Genomic DNA, 17,154 nt, shown 5'->3' on the forward strand with positions numbered 1-17,154 from the left:
ACTAATACTTCACCCTGAAATGTTCCTTAATGCTCCTCCCCTGCTTAAAAAACACAAGACCGATCCAGAACAAATCAACGGTTAATGTTACCTGTGGATGCGCTTTGATCTGCATCCAGGCTTGCTTCATTTCCCGGCTTCGGTAAATACCGGTAAAAATGAGCACAGTATCTTTATGCATTTTGGGTAAACACAGTTCAAAATAGTTCAGGATTTCATTTTTAAGTTGACCGCTGTTAAAAAGAACTAGGTCTACGGGTTTATTGTTTACGCCTGCAATGTCACCATCATTTTCGATGGTGTAAATCACGGCCTTTGGTGCCGCTTTTTGCAAATAGACATTTGTTACGCTATTGCCCCCGCCTATCTCAATAATAGTAGCCGGATTAAAATAGGCGATGAGCCGGTAAAGCAGCTGGTTTACTTTCGGCTTTAACCCACCCGTTTCCCCGCCCGCCGAACGGAGCGCCCCGGCCTCGTGATATACTTTTTGGTCTCTATAATCGTATATTACAGTATCTATCAGCTTATATACAAACGGAGAATGTATGCCATGCCTGTTGTTTGCCCTAAGGCGGTGCCACACATAATCTTGCACTAATCTGAAACTTAACATCACTGCAAAAGTAAAAAAGTTTAGTATTTTAGCAGTATAGCGTATGATAAATCCGACGGAAGTAAACTCTTTGATCCGATTACTGGACGACCCTGATAACCAGATCTATGAGCATGTTCATGAAAAACTGCTCGGCTATGGCATCGAAGTGATAGCATATCTGGAAACCGCTTTTGAGCAAGCCTTTGACGCCGTACAGCAGGAACGCATTGCTAACCTGGTACATGAAATTCAATTCAGCACTTTAAAAAACGACCTGAAGCTTTGGCATCAAAGCGGGGCTTTTGATCTGCTGCAGGGTATCCTGATCGTTAACCGCTACCAATACCCCGATCTTGACGAGCAGAAGGTTATCAACCAGATAGAAACCATCAAGCGCGACATCTGGATACAGATGATGAATGAGGCCAGCCCTAAAGAACAGATCAAGCTTATTAACCATGTGTTCTATAACATTTACGGCTTCAGCGGTAACACCTCCAACCACCTCGACCCGCAAAACAGTTTCCTGAGCCAGGTGCTGGAGACCAAAAAAGGTAACCAGATCTCATTGGCCATCATCTACTCCATCGTAGCCCAAAAGCTTGATATCCCTGTTTATGGCGTAAACCTGCCCCAGCATTTTATACTGGCCTACCTTGATGAAAGCATGGAGAACGAGTTTGAAGGCAATATCCTGTTTTACATCAATGCCTTTAACAAGGGATTTATATTTGGCAGGCGGGATGTGGATATGTTTTTGAAACAGCTTAACCTCAAGTTTGATAAGCAATTTTATGAGCCATGCTCCAATACCGATATCATTAAACGGGTGATCCGCAACCTCATCAGCGCCTATGAAAACTTAGGCTCGGCAGAAAAAGTGGTGGAATTGAATGAGCTGCTGGGGATATTGGGGTAATGTGAATACTTAAGTATTAAGTGTTTCGCATGGCGAAGTGCAACGTTGCTGGATATTTTCAAATATACACACAACAAATTCACTACCAATACATTATAAAAATTCACTACGACGCAACTTGTCGTACATCTTGTTGATTGTGATTGAACGGTATTGTATAGATTTCCATTAACCAAAACTCAAGCTTCGTTATTCATATTGGGTTTATTTAGTGTTAAAAGAAGCTAAAGCTTTATCAAATTCATTTTTTTTATTTTCAGGCACATTTACATATCCTATGCTTAGATAACCAATTCTCATATCTTTCCAGTACAGACCATTGGCCGTTTTACCTTGTAGAATTACAGTTTTCGATTTGTACTCTTTACCCAGTTGCTTCGCTACTTTAATCTTTAACTCGGTGCCCTCAGAGCATTTATTTGCAATACTGTCCCCAAGTGAACGTATATTGTTATAGTTTAATAGACTGCTCTCGAAGTCAGATATATATACTTTTGACGAGTCTGAATAAACATATTGCTTTTCTAACTCATTATGGCCTCCGACTAAAGTTACAAGTTTGAATTCCTTGGGCACAGCCATATAACAAGCGATATTTTTCGAATTAGATTCGCCTGTGTACTTGCGTGTGTATTGTATAGTAGTAATTTTTTGACTACTTGCACATGACACCATAAAAGAAAGCAGTAATATATAAACTATATTTCTCATGTTTTAGATGAAAAGGATAAGGTTTGTCATTTTGCAAGGTAGTTATTCAGACTTAATGTCAAAACAAACAATTTTTCAAATAGGGCTTGCGTCCCGCCACAGACCCGCAGTTCAGAACGACTGACCCTTTTTGAATTTCACACCTTTCACATCATTTGCACAGTTTACTTTACAATTTTCAGATTCTTGACGCCAAAATTTTAGTAATAAATAAATTTATTTCATATTTGGAATGCACTGTGTGTGTAACAAGAGGGGGAAATTAGTTTAGGGGACTATTTCCCCCTTGGCAATTTAGGCCAGATCTCATGTACTTCACGGACAGATTAATGCATAAAAGCCCGGCAAAAAAGAAATTTGCTATTATTAGGCTTGCTTCTCTATTATCCGTTTTTCCCGCAATTGTTGCGATATGAAAAAAGCTATTACAGCCGTCACAAATATCCACTCATGATATTTAACCGTCCAATAAATGAACGGGCTGCTGATAATAAGCCATTCTATTAAAAGTCTTGTTTTAAGATTCTTCCGGTTAGGGACTATAAGAATCAAGTCTAAAATTATCAACGACACTAGAAACAATGCCCAAAACATCATTCCGTAACCCAAAATAGAAAATAAGGCCGCGAGCACAGCCTGAAAGAAGTTATATGATAAGTTTGGGTCCGTTAAAGTTAGCACAACTGAGAATGCAAAGGTGACTACAAAGACGCATAAAAGATTTATCCAATTTGTTAAAAGTATTTTCATTTTATTCTATTGTGTCCCTGTCGGTTTACTTTGATTCGTTTTATTCCATTAAGCTGTTGTATATTTTTATCACCTTGCTGAACTCTAATGCCGGGCATTCATCTTATATCCGGATATTGGATTTGCTGTGTATACTTCAACATATATAGGTAACCCTTTGCAACTATTAAAGGTTCCCTGGAGAGCCGGTTCGATTAGCATAGGTATGCGGGAAGATTTCCTGGCAATGCTTAATTTAATTCGTTCGTTATTTGAAGCTGTTTTATGAAACAAGGTGTTACGCTCAATGTCGCCACCACATAAAAACACAGCGTTTTTCAACTTGATTATTGCAACATAACTAGTTTCTTTTGCGTCATGCCACTCATCGGTAAACACCTCCAAATACCTATAACCTTTTCGATTATTAAAATGAAGGCCATAAAATGATTTACCCCTTTTGTAATATTTGCTATTGGATTTTGCGACAGCTTCCAAAAAATCTCCTATACAAGGGTCTGCCACCAATACCGGTAAGTCTTTTGTAACGTATAGACTATCATTATTTGAATAAACATTCTGATGAATATTCAAGTTCAAATGATTCAATTTGCTTTTGTTAGCAAACAACAAATTAAATAGTAAGAAGGAAATGATACAGGCTTTCATGTAAAACAAAGTATTTGTTGTTACGGAAAGGTACAATTATATGTACCACAAGCCAAGACGCCGCGGTAGCGATCAAAAAGCTTTTGCGAAGCCTTGCGACTATTTAAATAACAAAATGAGATATTAATTCAATTTTTTGATCTATCACATCTATTGCAGTATTAGGTGAAAGTTCACCAATTTTAAACCCATAGATATTGTTCCCACACTTAGTACAATAGTTGCCGTCGCCAACTGTATAATCATTTGACTGCCCACATTGACATGTCCAGATATCTTTTTCTTTTGAAGACAGCAGTTGCTTTTTGGTTGATCGTACTCCAATCTCCTTAAATTTATCGATTATTACTCCCCTTATATTTTTGAGATCTGTTATATCTTCTTTATCATAAAATGCTTTATCATAGGCTAACATCTGTACTGCTCTTTTCTGATTTTCCAGATCATCATTAAGCAATACATTATATATAAGTTTCAAATCCAATATTTGAAGCTCTTTGATAATGTCACTTAAATCTTTGGCTATCTTTTTATCGTTTTCATTAAAGACAGCTAAATAGAGAATATCACTCTTTTTGTTTTCGGGGAAATTACTTAAATAGTTAACCATTCTTTTATAAAGGCTGCGCGCAGAGTCAACCTGGTAACTTGCCACAAGACTTTTATACTTATTTACTATGGCAGGAAATACCTCTTCAATTTGGTTATCGGTTAAAAAATCCCATGATTCATCATCAATTTGCCAATTTGGTTCGTTGGCTTCCTGCACTATCTTATTCTTTTTCCTTAATATGTTTATTTTCTCAATACTAACATTTTCAAATTTTTGATTTGTATCAATATTTGATATTGGTTTGCTTATAATTTCGGCGATAGCTGCTGTACCTACGCATGTTATCATGAACATGGCCATACCTTTGCCAGATATTTCATCAATATCAACCTTTAAACCTAATACACAATTAGCTCCGATTTCAAAAGCTGATATCTTTATGCGTTCAATGGCCTCATCATAAAGAGATGACAATTGTCTTTGATAGCTTCCGGATCTGCCACCAAAAAAATCGGTAACCAAAGCGGATATGTCACTAAAAACATTAGTTCCAGCTACAACGTGGGCAGAAACAGGTTTTAAATATTTGATGATTTTAATTTCTCCCAAATCGGAAGTGGTTACCACAAGGACTTGTTTAGGTGAGGACATCGATTTAGTTTGGTTCTTTATAAAATATATACTGGTTACTTACCGCTCAAAAACCCGTTCTCTTCCAGCCAGTTCGCGGCCCAATCAAACCACTTGTCTTTGTTTTTTGAGTTAACCATCCCAAAGCCGTGGCCTCCCTCCTGGAACAGGTGCATCTCGGCCTTTACTTTATTTTTCAATAGGGCATCGTAAAACATCAGGCTGTTTTGTACGGGTACCACGTTATCATCCTGGGCGTGTACCAAAAAAGTTGGCGGCGTGTTAGCAGTAACTTGTTTCTCGTTGGAGTAAAGATCAACTTGCGCTGCCGATGGTGTTTTGCCTACCAGGTTTTCGCGCGAGCCAACATGGGCCTGTTCGCCAAAACTAATTACAGGGTATATCAGCATCATAAAATCCGGGCGCAGGCTAATGTTTTCTTTATTTTCGATAACCGGCTTATCAAAATGCGTTCCTTCTGTAGATGCCAAATGCCCACCGGCCGAAAAGCCGATAATGCCTATTTTAGCTGGGTTGATGCCCCACTCCTTTGCATTTTTGCGCACCGTAAGTATCGCCATCTGCGCATCCTGCAATGGCCCGATTGATCTATCTACCATGATATCATCACTTGGCAAACGGTATTTTAATAAATACGCTGTTACGCCTATTTTATTAAATTCCTGGCATATGGCCATCCCCTCGTGTGCATTGGCCAGACCAGAATACCCGCCACCCGGGCAAACTACAATGGCTGCTCCGTTAGCTTTACCTTTTGCAGGCAGATAAGGTGTAAGCGTTGGCTCACTTACCCCGGTTATCCAGGATGACTTATCAGTTTTTTCTACATAGGCTGCTGGTGTGGGCTTTGAATTGGGGATCCCCTTTGGATATAAAGGCATTGGTTTTTCCTGGCTGTAGGCGATGGTTGAGGCAAGAGTCAAAATAAGGGCTGATAGAATGGTTTTCATAAATGATTAGGTAGTAAAATGGTTAGGGCAAATTACTAATTTCTTTTAAACAACAAACGGCGTTATCAAATTGCTTCGATAACGCCGTTTAAGTAATTTTAAAAAACCTTCTTGTCCTCCTGAACGGAGTGAAGGATCTGTTATTCGCTTTGCTTGTTCGCCCTGTATGGTCTGTGAATAGATCCTTCACTCCGTTCAGGATGACAAATTATTTCATTTCAGTATTTTAACTCTTCGGCCCACCAAACTCCATCAGGTAAGCTTTCAAAAATTCATTAAGCTCACCATCCAAAACTGCTGCCGCGTTTGATGTTTCATGATCGGTACGCAAATCCTTCACCAGTTTGTACGGATGCAAAACATAGTTACGAATCTGTGACCCCCACTCTATTTTCTTTTTGTTGCCTTCAATGGTATTGGTTATCTCCAGGCGCTTGCGCATTTCGGCTTCGTACAGTTGCGATTTCAGTAAACGGATGGCGTTATCCTTATTCTGTAATTGCGAGCGCGATTCCTGGTTTTTGATCACAATTCCCGATGGCTTGTGATATAAACGTACGGCGGTTTCCACCTTGTTCACGTTCTGCCCACCTGCACCGCCAGAGCGGAAGGTTTCAAACTCAATATCCGCAGGGTTAATATCTATCTCAATGGTATCATCAACCAGCGGATAAACATATACTGATGCAAAAGAGGTATGGCGTTTGGCATTGGCATCAAACGGAGATACGCGTACTAAACGGTGCACACCATTTTCGCCTTTTAAATAGCCGTAAGCAAAATCGCCTTCCAGTTGCAGGGTTACGGTTTTTACACCGGCCACATCACCCGGCTGATAATCCTGCTCGGTAACTTTGTAGCCATTTTTTTCGCCCCACATAATGTACATACGCATTAGCATACCTGCCCAGTCGCAGCTTTCGGTACCACCGGCGCCGGCGGTAATTTGCAGTACGGCATGAAACTGGTCTTCTTCGGCCGAGAGCATGTTTTTAAATTCAAGCTCTTCAACCGCCTTTATCGCAATGTTGTATTGCTCCTGCATTTCGGCCTCGGTGGCATCGCCACCCTGGTAAAATTCAAATAGCACACCGGTATCTTCAATTATCGCCGATACTTTTTGAAACTCATCCGTCCATACTTTTTTTACTTTGATGGAGGCCAGTACTTTTTCGGCTTCTTTTGGGTGATCCCAAAAATGCGGACCAACGGTTATTTCCTGTTCCTGATGCAGTAGCTCAAGCTTCTTGTCGATGTCAAAGATGCCTCCTCAGGGAAGCTGCTCTATCCCTTAAATCCAGAATCTGTTCTTTAGTCATGTGGCAAATATATGCAATTTGATATTTGGCATAAATAAAAAAAGGCCTGCAAATTGTATTACCAATCTGCAGGCCCATTTTAAGAAAAATATTATTTTTTTAAGCCACCATTAAATCGCGAACCAGCAAACTTAGGTCGGCACGGTTGCCATTTAGTTTAGTAAGCATATTTGTTAAGCCAAACTCTTTAATCTGCTCGCTTTTTGAAGCTTTAACAAGCTCAGTCATTACCTGCGGAATCAGTGTTTTTGCAGTATGCATAGCCTGTGCCGGTTCCATATGGTAAAATGTGTTAAGTCTGTTTGCAAATCTACTTACCATGCTTGATACTAATGAACGATTGTAAATACCCGAAGACTGGAAATACTTTACTACATCCTTCAACTTACCATCTTCCATCTGTCCTTTTAATACCTCGATGATCGAACTTGAAGCCTCAATCATTACACTTTCATGGTGTTTTGCAGGAATTGCGGGATTGTTAATAACTGCCGTCCCGGCGTTATTTTTTACAAGCAAAAAAAGTTTTTCAAACATGGGCGTAAATAGTTTATTTTAAAATTTACAAATTGATGATAAATCACTCATTTGGTTATCAACAATACAAATATATCAAATAATCATTTTAAAATTCAAAACAATTGGTAAATATTTTTTTAATTTTCATAATTTTCAAGTGTATAACAAACACTATGTAAAAGGTGTTTGTTATACACGAAGATTACTTAATTTTATATTTAATATCGGTCTAACAATTAACTTGTTACTTTTGTTAAAAACACTTCAATTATGCTGCCAAACACCGATTTCACCACCACACAGAGTTATAAATATTTAGCAGACCATTACATTGATATTGTATCAAAAAGTTTGAAAGAATTATTTGATACTGACGATCAGCGGTTTACTAAATTCTCTATCCAATTTGAGGATATCCTGCTTGATTACTCCAAAAACCGTATCGATGATGAAACTATTGCCTTATTGATACAGCTGGCTAAGGAATGTTCAGTAAATAAGGCAATTGAAGCCATGTTTGCGGGCGAAAAAATCAACGTTACCGAAGGCCGCCAGGTACTGCACATTGCGTTGCGTAACCGCAGCAACACACCTATTTATGTTGATGGCAAAGATGTTATGCCCGATGTAAATAGCGTGCTTGATCATATGAAGGAATTTAGCAATGCCATCATATCGGGCTCGTGGAAAGGTTATACAGGCAAACCTATTACCGATGTAGTTAATATTGGCATCGGCGGGTCTGATTTAGGTCCGGTTATGGTAACTGAAGCTTTAAAAGCTTACAAGAATCATTTAAACCTCCATTTTGTAAGTAATGTGGATGGTACACATATAGCGGAAACGCTAAAAGCAGTTGATCCGGAAACTACATTGTTCTTGATTGCTTCAAAAACATTTACTACCCAGGAAACCATGGGTAATGCCCACAGCGCACGCGATTGGTTTTTAGCTGCCGGCGCTACCGAGGCTGATGTCGCCAAACATTTCGCGGCCCTGTCAACCAATGCTGCGGCGGTTGAAAAATTTGGCATCGATACCAAAAACATGTTTGAGTTTTGGGATTGGGTTGGTGGCCGTTACTCTTTATGGAGCGCTATTGGCTTATCTATCGCCCTAAGCATTGGCTTTGATAATTTTGCCGAACTACTGGAAGGCGCCCATGCTGCTGATGAGCATTTCCGCACCGCAGAGTTTGAGCAGAATATACCTGTTACACTTGCCCTTTTAGGTATCTGGTACAACAACTTTTTTGAAGCTGAAACCAATGCCATTTTACCATACGATCAATACATGCACCGCTTTGCTGCCTATTTTCAACAAGGTGATATGGAAAGCAATGGTAAACATGTTGACCGTAATGGCAAACATGTGGATTACCAGACCGGCCCAATCATTTGGGGCGAGCCAGGCACCAACGGTCAGCATGCTTTTTACCAATTGATTCACCAGGGTACCAAACTGATCCCTTGCGACTTTATAGCCCCGGCACAATCACATAATCCGCTTGGCGAGCATCACAATATGCTGCTATCAAACTTCTTTGCACAAACCGAAGCTTTGATGAATGGCAAAACTGAAGAAGTGGTTATTGAGGAATTAAAAGCCGCCGGAAAAACAGACGAGGAAATTGCAGCGATTGCACCTTTTAAAGTATTTGAAGGTAACCGTCCAACAAACTCTTTCTTGCTTAAAAAGATCACGCCACGCAGCCTGGGTTCATTGATAGCCATGTATGAGCACAAGATATTTGTACAAGGCATCATCTGGAATATTTACAGCTTTGACCAATGGGGTGTTGAACTGGGCAAACAATTGGCCGGCAAAATTCTTCCCGAACTAAAAGACGACGCCGAAATTAGCAGCCACGATTCTTCAACCAATGGGTTGATCAATTTGTATAAGGCCTGGAGGTAAGCCCCCCAGCCCCCTAAAGGGGGAGCTTTAGCTTTTGATTAGCATATTATTTATAAAGCAGAAAAGCCGCAAATTTGCGGCTTTTCTGCTTTATATTTTAGGTAGCTACCAGTTCCCATTTTTTAAAATCAAAGATTAATCCTTGTACTCCCCTCCTATTGTTGGTTTATCCGGAAAAGGACTTTCATATTGTTCGGGATCAAATGGCTCCAATCCTTTGGGGTTGTCGCCGTACTCATTTTCGCCCAGATCTCCATCCTGGAATAAGAGCCAAAGACAATAAAAGGGAATTAATTGCCACCACCCACTTTTTCCAAGATCATGGCATCTTTTTGCGCCTTGCGACCATAAAAACCAAAGGAGAGGAATAAACGCAAATAAAAGTATTTTCATTCCACCGCTCCCCTCAGATGATAGCCTGATTGTTAAATATGATATAAAATAAATAATGAAACTGATGCCGTATTCAGTCCTTCTGATACGGCCGTCAAATGAAAAAAGATTTTTAAACATACATTAAATGATAAGGTTTCACGAATGTATGTAAATGCTTAATATATTGAATTATTTATTTCTTCACAAACTTTACCTGATACATCTTAGGCCATTTTTTGCCGGTTACAAAAATGCGTTTGGTGGCGGCATCGTAAGCTATCCCATTAAGTACATTATTTCCCCAATCCCGGTTTGATGGTCTTTCCGATTCGGGGTATAGATTCTTCATATCGATCCTCTGTTCTACAGCACCGGTTTTGGGGTTAATAACCAGAATATCATCCGTTTGATAAACGTTAGCATAAAGTTTACCATCAATATACTCTAACTCGTTTACAGAATCTATTTGCTTTTTATCATCGCACACATCAATAAAGCCAATTTGCTGATAAGTGTCTTTATCAAGGAACCAAATACGGTTGGTGCTATCATCGAGATATAGCTTTTTGCCATCAAAGCACATACCCCAGCCTTCTACGCCTACATTGTTGGCAAAGGTTTTAAGTAGTTTCAGGTTGTTTTTATCATATACAAAACCTGTTTTTTCACGATAGGTCATTTGTACAACCTTATCGCCAATTACTGATATGCCTTCGCCAAAGTATTTATCTTCAAGTTTGGTAAGTTGCAACGCTTTGCCGGTTTGCAAATCATTTTTCCTGATAGTTGAATGCCCCGGCTCTCCGGTACTTTCATACATCACCCCATCAATATACTGTAGCCCTTCGGTGTATGAGCTGGTATCATGCGGAAATGTTTTTTCGACCTTATAAGTTAACTGTTCCGGCGCTTTGGCAGCAAGCAGCAAAATATTGGTAGTAACATCCTGGCTTTTTCCGCCCTGGTAAACTTTGGCAGTAATTAGTTTAATGCCCAAAGGAAGGGTATCTGTTTTTAAACTAACACCCAATGTATCTTTAGCCACCCCTAAACGGATAGCCTCCATCATGTACACTACCGAATCGGGTTTGGTATCGGCAGGTAAACCAACTTTTACTTTCACCTCGTCGCCAGCCTTGTAGGTAGTACCAGCCTCCGGACTAATTGTATAATCGGCACCGCTATCCGCCGTTTTTTGGTGACAGCCATTACAACCAAATGCCAGCAATAAGCCGGCAGCAAAAAATATTTTTAATTTATTAATCTTCATAAGTTTAAGTTCCTGTCGGCCAAAACGCGTCTTCAATATGGTTTAGTATATAATTCTTATTCTTATCAAACAAAATGGCAATAATATCAAACCGCACATCGCCCTGGTGGTTCATCAGGTAAATATATTCGTCCGCGGCAGAAGCCAGTAGCTTTTGCTTGCGGGCATCAACAAAATCCTCGGGCTGGCCAAAACCTGTTCCTGTACGGGTTTTAACTTCGGCAAATATAATAACCTTGTTTTTATATGCAATCAGGTCAATTTCGGCTTTCCCATAGGTCCAGTTTTCGTCCAGGATTTCATAACCGGAGTTTTCCAGGTGTGTTTTGGCTAAAGCCTCGCCCGCGCGACCCAATTCGAGGTGTTGGGCCATTTATTTGATAATTACTGAACCTAAAAAGTCGGAAATACTTTTTTCTACCTTTTTCATACGGATGTATTGGTTAAGTAATATCTCCTGATCGGTTTCTGTAACAGCGGTTTTGAGTTCGGCACGCAGGCCATCAAGAATCTTCTCTACTTTATGCTTTTTAAGGTGAAAAATAGCACCCAAAATGGCGGCTTTCATATTAGCCTGTTCATCATGTATCATGATCCGGTGCATCTCGTACCAGTTCTCGCTTAGGGTGTATTTAGTGGTAAGCAAATCAATAGTAAGGTCAACAATTCCTTTATTCTTATGGTGAATAAAATAATTATCCTCGGGCAGCACCCCGTTTTCCACCTCTTGCCGATATAGCTCTACAAAAAGCTTAGCGGCCTCATGTACAAAAGTAACGTCGCCAAGTTCGGCAATCATAAACGGACCGATATAGGTATTGGCAATGCCATCCCAGTCAATCATTCTGCTGCCATATAAAAGCAGCAACCGAATAATTTCCTTTTCCTGAAAATATTCCTCCTTGACTACTTCCTGTACATCTGGCTCATCAAAAAAGTTTGGCTCATCTGGCTGCGGGGCATACCGGGTATTGGTTTGTTGCTGCTGTCCGTCTTTTTTTGCCTTGGCCTGGCGCATTTTATTCAATTCGGATAGCAGCGCCCGCTCATCTATCTGCAATATATAGCTACATTCTTTTATAAAGACTGATGCCTTGATAGAATCGGGGATCTTGGCAATACTCTCCACTATCTCCCGGATGATCTCGGCTTTCTTTATCGGGTCGTTACCCGCTTCTTTTAAAAGGATACTGGCTTTGTAAAGGATAAAATCCTTTTTATTTTCTTCAATGTGTTTTTTGAAGGCATTGGTACCCACGCTTCGTACGTAGGAATCGGGGTCATGCCCTTCGGGGAAAGAAACCACTTTTACGTTGAGGCCTTCTTCCAGGATCATATCAAGCCCGCGTAAAGAAGCCTTAATGCCCGCCGCGTCGCCATCATACAAAATGGTGATGTTTTTGGTAAACCTGCTAATGAGCTTAATCTGCTCCACAGTTAACGAAGTACCAGACGAAGCCACAACGTTTTCAATACCGGCCTGTACTACCGAAAGCACATCGGCATAACCCTCAACCAAATAGCAGTTATCCTCCTCGCGAATGGCCTTTTTGGCAAAGTAAAGCCCATAAAGCACATTGGATTTATGGTAGATCTCACTCTCTGGCGAGTTTACGTATTTAGGTACGTTTTTATCTTTTTTAAGCGTACGGCCCCCAAAGGCTATCACCCGGCCTGTAAAGCTATGGATGGGGAACATTACCCGGCCACGGTAACGGTCATACAATGTTCCGTTATCCCGTTTAACAGATAACCCGCTTTCTACTAAAAACTGTTCCTTATAACCTTCCTTAATAGCATTGCCGGTAAAAGCTTCCCATTGATCGGGCGAGTAACCGAGCTCAAACTTTTTGATGATATCGTTACTAAAACCACGCTCCTTAAAATAACTAAGGCCGATGCTTTTGCCATCATCAGTATCCAGCAGGCTTTCATGAAAAAATTTAGCGGCATAAGCCGTAACTATCATGAGGCTCTCGCGGCGCAACTCCTCTTCCCGGTTCTCGGGGGCCTCAACGGTTTCTTCAACCTCGATGCCGTATTTCTTGGCCAGCCATTTCAGGGCTTCGGGATAACTGAATTTTTCCAGCTCCATTAAAAAGGTAACTGCCGAACCGCCTTTACCCGTCGAAAAATCTTTAAAAATGCCTTTAGCCGGCGATACCGTGAACGATGGTGTACGTTCATTGGCAAATGGCGACAGCCCTACATAGTTGGCCCCCCGCTTTTTTAACTGCACAAATTCCCCTATCACCTCCACAATGTCGGTGGCTTCCATAATACGGTCGATAGTGGATTTTATAATCATGAGCTAAAATGCAAATGTATGGCAATTCATCAATTGATGATTAACAAACGTTAAGATACTATTTTATTTACTTGATTACGTGGCCTTAAAAATGTTACAGCGATACCAGCCAGCACAATAACGCTGCCTATAATTTCTTTCGCCTCCAATTTTTCTTTCAAAAAAACCGCTGCAAGCAGTCCGGCAAATACAGTTTGACTCAACAGGGCTATGGCCACCTTGGTTGATTCCAGGTACCTTAATGAATAATTAATAGTTAACCAGCCAATAAGCTGGCATATGAGCCCCATCCCCACAAAACACAGCCAAACTTTTAAGGAGTAGTCAACAATGTTATTACCCATGAAGCTGCTGATCATCAACAGAAATACACTTGCGCTTAGCATGCTATAAAACATAAACGTAAATACATCCAGCCGCCCCATGATTGTTTTGGTGATCATAATATAAGTAGCATAAAACAAACTGGCCAATATGGCCAATAAAATGCCTGCATTAAGTTCGAGGTGCAAGATGTGCTCATAACCTACCAACACTACCATACCGGCTATGGCAACTACGGTACCTATCCAGAATAATAAGCCAGCGTTTTTTTTGAATATCAGGAAGCTCAGCAAGCCAACCCAAACGGGGGCCAGGTTAGCTATTAATGTTGAAACCGTAGCACTGATCTTTAATAAGGAAAGGTTCCAGACCGCTATATCCGCAGCGAATACGATGCCGGCGGTTACCGCAATGATCAGCTGCCGTTTTTCAATCCGGAATTTCTTTTTAGCAATGCAAAAAGGCAACAGGCAAAGCCATGCCACAAAAACCCTGTAAAACGCGGCCCCAATTGGCGATACCCCGGCAAGCTTAACAAATATGGGCGAAAACGAGATGCATAAAATGCCAATAACGAGGCTTACTTTAGGATTCATGGCAGCTTTTAAATGAGCGGCAAACTTAAGCAAATAGGCTTTTAATATGGAGCTTGTTTATATCATAAAACTGTTATTTGTTTTCATGTAACTGTATCAAAACCAGTTGATGCTCCGTAACTACATTAAAACCTGTTACCATGAAAAAAAACCTGCTATTACTTTCTGTCCTGTTCCTTTTTTTAACTGCCTGCGGCAAAAAAGATTGCTGCGTTATGCCAAAACAACCATTCATTACAGCTGAAAAGAACAGCGCTCACTGGACCGCCGACCCAACAAGCAGTACCCTGGTAGGCGATACCGTAGCCATATTTGGCACCAATTTTAGTACAACCCTCGAAGAAACCTTATCCCTGCAGTTTAAGGCATCGGCACCTGGAAAATATGCTTTAAAGGGCAAACAGGCATGGTACTATAATACTATTGGCAGGGATGTTATTGTAAGCGAATATCAACTTGATGATACCTTTGCAAATTCGGTTGAGATTACTGCCTTTAATAAAGATTCAAATGTTATAGCCGGCACTTTCAGCGTAAAATTAAAACACACCTATCCCTCCGATAAGCCAGCCAGCCTTCAATTTTTAAATGGCAAATTCCAAATTCAATTGCATAAATATAAATAATTGAATTTCCGTCTAACCAACGCCAATCATCATCATTATCAAATATTTGATAATCAGAGCAGCAGTTATAACTTTTGAATATCTTTATGAAGCCAGTTATTGATAACTTCCTACAGTTAAATTGTTATGAAAAAACGCCTGCTAGCTTTGCTTTCCATAACACTGCTGCTTATTGCTTCATGTGCCAAAAAGAAATGCTGTGATTTCCCGACGATAGCGGACTTTATTATTACGCAGAAAAATGGTGCGGAATGGAAATTTGATCCATTAAGCCTTGCCACAGCACAGGATACCGCCATAATATCGGGCACAAACAATGTGGCCGATATGATGGAAACATTCGGCTTTAAATTAAAGTTAAACGGCCTTGGCTATTATGAACTGAAAAGTGACGAAGGTTTTTATCGTATTACCAAAGGCAATGAAATTGTAGCCAGGTATAAGCTAAGCACAACCCACAACAATACGGTAATTGTGGTTGCACTTAATGAGAAAGACAAAATCATCCAGGGGCTTTTTAACGTTAGATTTGTTAAAATTTTCGACAAACCGGTAGGCAGTCAACCGGATAGTATCCGTTTTTTAGAGGGAAAATTCAAAGTATCATTACATAATTAATTGTATTTTTGCGGCTCTAAAAAATATACTTATATGAGTCAGCGCACAAAGATCAAAGCATTGCTGCAGAGCCAGCAAACTGATATTGATGTAACAGTTAAGGGATGGGTACGTGCCTTCCGGTCAAATCGTTTTATTGCTTTGAATGATGGCTCAACCAATAACAATATCCAGATCGTGGTTGATTTTGAAAATACCGATCCTGCTTTGTTAAAACGCATTACTGTTGGCGCTGCAATCAGCGTATCAGGAAAACTGATCGCCTCATTGGGCAAGGGCCAAACGGTAGAAGTTATAGCCGCCAATATTGATATCTTAGGCGATAGTGATCCCGAAAAATACCCTATTCAGCCTAAAAAGCATAGCCTGGAGTTTTTAAGGGAAAATGCGCACCTGCGTTTCCGTACCAGTACTTTTGGGTCGATATTTCGCCTGCGCAACAGCCTGGCATTTGCAGTACACCAGTTTTTCCAGGAGCGCGGTTTTGTTTACCTGCACACGCCGGTTATAACACAATCTGACGCTGAAGGTGCAGGTGAAGCTTTTCACGTAACCAACTTCGATCTTAACAATATCCCTAAAACCGATACCGGTGAGGTTGACTATAAACAGGATTTCTTTGGCACATCTACCAACCTTACCGTATCCGGGCAACTGGAAGGCGAGCTGGGTGCTATGGCCCTGAGTGATATTTATACTTTCGGACCAACTTTCCGCGCCGAAAACTCAAACACGACCCGTCACCTTGCCGAATTTTGGATGATTGAGCCGGAAGTTGCCTTTAACGATCTTGACGACAACATGGACCTTGCCGAGGACATGCTGAAATATGTGATTAAATACGCGCTGGATAAAAACCCGGATGATATTGAGTTTTTAACTCAACGCCTGCAGGAAGAAGAAAAGCAAAAACCACAGAACGAGCGGTCGGAAATGAGCTTACTGGAGAAACTTCAGTTTTGCCTGGATAATGATTTTGAACGCCTTACTTATACCGAGGCTATTGATATTTTAAAAGAATCGACACCGAACAAGAAGAAAAAGTTCCAATATCCTATTGAAGGCTGGGGAACGGATCTGCAATCAGAACATGAGCGCTACCTGGTAGAGAAACACTTTAAAAAACCGGTGATCCTTACCGATTACCCTAAGGCTATCAAAGCATTTTACATGCGCCAGAACGAGCCGGATGCTCAGGGTCGCGAAACTGTTCGTGCTATGGATATTCTTTTCCCTGGTATTGGTGAAATTGTAGGCGGTTCACAACGTGAAGAGCGCCTGGATAAACTGGAACAACGTATGGACGAAATGGGTATCCCTAAAGATGAACTTTGGTGGTACCTGGATACCCGTCGCTTCGGCGCCTGCGAACATGCCGGCTTTGGTTTAGGCTTTGAGCGTTTGGTATTATTTGTTACCGGTATGGGTAACATCCGCGATGTGATCCCTTTCCCAAGGTTCCCGAAGAATGCTGAATTTTAAACATGATTAAATCCATGTCA

General features: G+C 40.6%; 17 protein-coding genes. 5 read left to right on the forward strand and 12 right to left on the reverse strand.

The window, feature by feature from the left end; translation table 11 throughout:
* Nucleotide 1: 1 nt before the first annotated feature.
* A complete protein-coding gene (locus AC1D0K_RS26230) occupies nt 2-616 on the reverse strand; it encodes an O-methyltransferase (protein WP_477398367.1) in 615 nt (204 codons plus the stop codon).
* A gap of 43 nt (nt 617-659) precedes the next feature.
* Between AC1D0K_RS26230 and AC1D0K_RS26235 the strand changes: the two genes are divergently transcribed.
* Nucleotides 660-1,517: a transglutaminase-like domain-containing protein gene (locus AC1D0K_RS26235; RefSeq protein ID WP_477398369.1), complete on the forward strand. Its 858-nt coding sequence runs from the start codon at nt 660-662 to the stop codon at nt 1,515-1,517.
* Between the two features lie 204 nt (nt 1,518-1,721).
* Here AC1D0K_RS26235 and AC1D0K_RS26240 read toward each other — a convergent pair whose 3' ends face one another.
* The 6 genes from AC1D0K_RS26240 to AC1D0K_RS26265 all read right to left on the reverse strand — a co-directional run bounded on the left by AC1D0K_RS26240 (nt 1,722) and on the right by AC1D0K_RS26265 (nt 7,636).
* Nucleotides 1,722-2,228, reverse strand: a complete 507-nt coding sequence (locus tag AC1D0K_RS26240) for a hypothetical protein (RefSeq protein ID WP_477398371.1) — start codon at nt 2,226-2,228, stop codon at nt 1,722-1,724.
* A gap of 834 nt (nt 2,229-3,062) precedes the next feature.
* Nucleotides 3,063-3,626, reverse strand: a complete 564-nt coding sequence (locus tag AC1D0K_RS26245) for a hypothetical protein (RefSeq protein ID WP_477398373.1) — start codon at nt 3,624-3,626, stop codon at nt 3,063-3,065.
* Nucleotides 3,627-3,729: 103 nt separating this feature from the next.
* Entirely contained in the window at nt 3,730-4,830 is a 1,101-nt protein-coding gene (locus AC1D0K_RS26250) for a YbjQ family protein (RefSeq protein ID WP_477442061.1), read from the reverse strand.
* A gap of 35 nt (nt 4,831-4,865) precedes the next feature.
* The gene (locus tag AC1D0K_RS26255) at nt 4,866-5,780 is read right to left on the reverse strand and encodes an alpha/beta hydrolase (RefSeq protein WP_477398377.1); all 915 of its coding nucleotides are present in this window, start codon (nt 5,778-5,780) and stop codon (nt 4,866-4,868) included.
* A 226-nt stretch (nt 5,781-6,006) separates the two neighbouring features.
* Nucleotides 6,007-7,099 (reverse strand): peptide chain release factor 2 gene (prfB, locus tag AC1D0K_RS26260; protein ID WP_477442063.1). Its coding sequence is split into 2 segments (ribosomal slippage): nt 6,007-7,038 and nt 7,040-7,099, totalling 1,092 coding nucleotides; the frame shifts between segments, so codons are not numbered across the junction.
* Nucleotides 7,100-7,198: 99 nt separating this feature from the next.
* Nucleotides 7,199-7,636, reverse strand: coding sequence for a hypothetical protein (locus tag AC1D0K_RS26265; protein ID WP_295717387.1), 438 nt, complete (start codon nt 7,634-7,636; stop codon nt 7,199-7,201).
* Between the two features lie 252 nt (nt 7,637-7,888).
* On the opposite strand from AC1D0K_RS26265, the gene pgi reads away from it, so the two are divergent.
* Nucleotides 7,889-9,535 carry a glucose-6-phosphate isomerase gene (gene pgi / locus AC1D0K_RS26270; protein WP_477442065.1) on the forward strand — a complete coding sequence of 549 codons (1,647 nt, stop codon included), beginning with the start codon at nt 7,889-7,891 and terminating at the stop codon, nt 9,533-9,535.
* 135 nt (nt 9,536-9,670) lie between these two features.
* Here the strand turns inward: pgi and AC1D0K_RS26275 are convergent, their stop codons facing one another.
* From AC1D0K_RS26275 to AC1D0K_RS26295, 5 genes are read right to left on the reverse strand one after another with little or no spacing between them, the layout of a single operon-like run.
* Nucleotides 9,671-10,048, reverse strand: a complete 378-nt coding sequence (locus tag AC1D0K_RS26275; RefSeq protein WP_295717383.1) for a DUF805 domain-containing protein — start codon at nt 10,046-10,048, stop codon at nt 9,671-9,673.
* Between the two features lie 55 nt (nt 10,049-10,103).
* On the reverse strand, nt 10,104-11,180 hold the full coding sequence (locus AC1D0K_RS26280; protein WP_477398573.1) for a glutaminyl-peptide cyclotransferase: 1,077 nt from the start codon (nt 11,178-11,180) through the stop codon (nt 10,104-10,106).
* Nucleotides 11,181-11,184: 4 nt separating this feature from the next.
* Nucleotides 11,185-11,553 (reverse strand): YraN family protein, encoded by a 369-nt coding sequence (locus AC1D0K_RS26285; RefSeq protein ID WP_477398571.1) that lies wholly within the window; start codon nt 11,551-11,553, stop codon nt 11,185-11,187.
* Entirely contained in the window at nt 11,554-13,488 is a 1,935-nt protein-coding gene (dnaG, locus tag AC1D0K_RS26290; RefSeq protein ID WP_477398569.1) for a DNA primase, read from the reverse strand.
* Between the two features lie 50 nt (nt 13,489-13,538).
* A complete protein-coding gene (locus AC1D0K_RS26295) occupies nt 13,539-14,408 on the reverse strand; it encodes a DMT family transporter (RefSeq protein WP_477398567.1) in 870 nt (289 codons plus the stop codon).
* 140 nt (nt 14,409-14,548) lie between these two features.
* Between AC1D0K_RS26295 and AC1D0K_RS26300 the strand changes: the two genes are divergently transcribed.
* The 3 genes from AC1D0K_RS26300 (at nt 14,549) to asnS (ending at nt 17,134) form a co-directional block, all read left to right on the forward strand.
* On the forward strand, nt 14,549-15,034 hold the full coding sequence (locus tag AC1D0K_RS26300) for a DUF6252 domain-containing protein (protein WP_477398565.1): 486 nt from the start codon (nt 14,549-14,551) through the stop codon (nt 15,032-15,034).
* A gap of 126 nt (nt 15,035-15,160) precedes the next feature.
* Entirely contained in the window at nt 15,161-15,652 is a 492-nt protein-coding gene (locus tag AC1D0K_RS26305; RefSeq protein ID WP_477398563.1) for a hypothetical protein, read from the forward strand.
* A gap of 33 nt (nt 15,653-15,685) precedes the next feature.
* On the forward strand, nt 15,686-17,134 hold the full coding sequence (asnS, locus tag AC1D0K_RS26310) for an asparagine--tRNA ligase (protein WP_295717366.1): 1,449 nt from the start codon (nt 15,686-15,688) through the stop codon (nt 17,132-17,134).
* The last annotated feature ends 20 nt before the right edge of the window (nt 17,135-17,154 follow it).

It is taken from the genome of Mucilaginibacter sp. P1_A3 (assembly GCF_056406855.1).

Bases quoted from the DNA above. Each gene is read 5' to 3' on its own strand.
- AC1D0K_RS26230 (WP_477398367.1), bottom strand. From the start codon at position 616: ATGTTAAGTTTCAGATTAGTGCAAGATTATGTGTGGCACCGCCTTAGG.
- AC1D0K_RS26235 (WP_477398369.1), top strand. From the start codon at position 660: ATGATAAATCCGACGGAAGTAAACTCTTTGATCCGATTACTGGACGAC.
- AC1D0K_RS26240 (WP_477398371.1), bottom strand. From the start codon at position 2,228: ATGAGAAATATAGTTTATATATTACTGCTTTCTTTTATGGTGTCATGT.
- AC1D0K_RS26245 (WP_477398373.1), bottom strand. From the start codon at position 3,626: ATGAAAGCCTGTATCATTTCCTTCTTACTATTTAATTTGTTGTTTGCT.
- AC1D0K_RS26250 (WP_477442061.1), bottom strand. From the start codon at position 4,830: ATGTCCTCACCTAAACAAGTCCTTGTGGTAACCACTTCCGATTTGGGA.
- AC1D0K_RS26255 (WP_477398377.1), bottom strand. From the start codon at position 5,780: ATGAAAACCATTCTATCAGCCCTTATTTTGACTCTTGCCTCAACCATC.
- AC1D0K_RS26265 (WP_295717387.1), bottom strand. From the start codon at position 7,636: ATGTTTGAAAAACTTTTTTTGCTTGTAAAAAATAACGCCGGGACGGCA.
- pgi (WP_477442065.1), top strand. From the start codon at position 7,889: ATGCTGCCAAACACCGATTTCACCACCACACAGAGTTATAAATATTTA.
- AC1D0K_RS26275 (WP_295717383.1), bottom strand. From the start codon at position 10,048: ATGTTTAAAAATCTTTTTTCATTTGACGGCCGTATCAGAAGGACTGAA.
- AC1D0K_RS26280 (WP_477398573.1), bottom strand. From the start codon at position 11,180: ATGAAGATTAATAAATTAAAAATATTTTTTGCTGCCGGCTTATTGCTG.
- AC1D0K_RS26285 (WP_477398571.1), bottom strand. From the start codon at position 11,553: ATGGCCCAACACCTCGAATTGGGTCGCGCGGGCGAGGCTTTAGCCAAA.
- dnaG (WP_477398569.1), bottom strand. From the start codon at position 13,488: ATGATTATAAAATCCACTATCGACCGTATTATGGAAGCCACCGACATT.
- AC1D0K_RS26295 (WP_477398567.1), bottom strand. From the start codon at position 14,408: ATGAATCCTAAAGTAAGCCTCGTTATTGGCATTTTATGCATCTCGTTT.
- AC1D0K_RS26300 (WP_477398565.1), top strand. From the start codon at position 14,549: ATGAAAAAAAACCTGCTATTACTTTCTGTCCTGTTCCTTTTTTTAACT.
- AC1D0K_RS26305 (WP_477398563.1), top strand. From the start codon at position 15,161: ATGAAAAAACGCCTGCTAGCTTTGCTTTCCATAACACTGCTGCTTATT.
- asnS (WP_295717366.1), top strand. From the start codon at position 15,686: ATGAGTCAGCGCACAAAGATCAAAGCATTGCTGCAGAGCCAGCAAACT.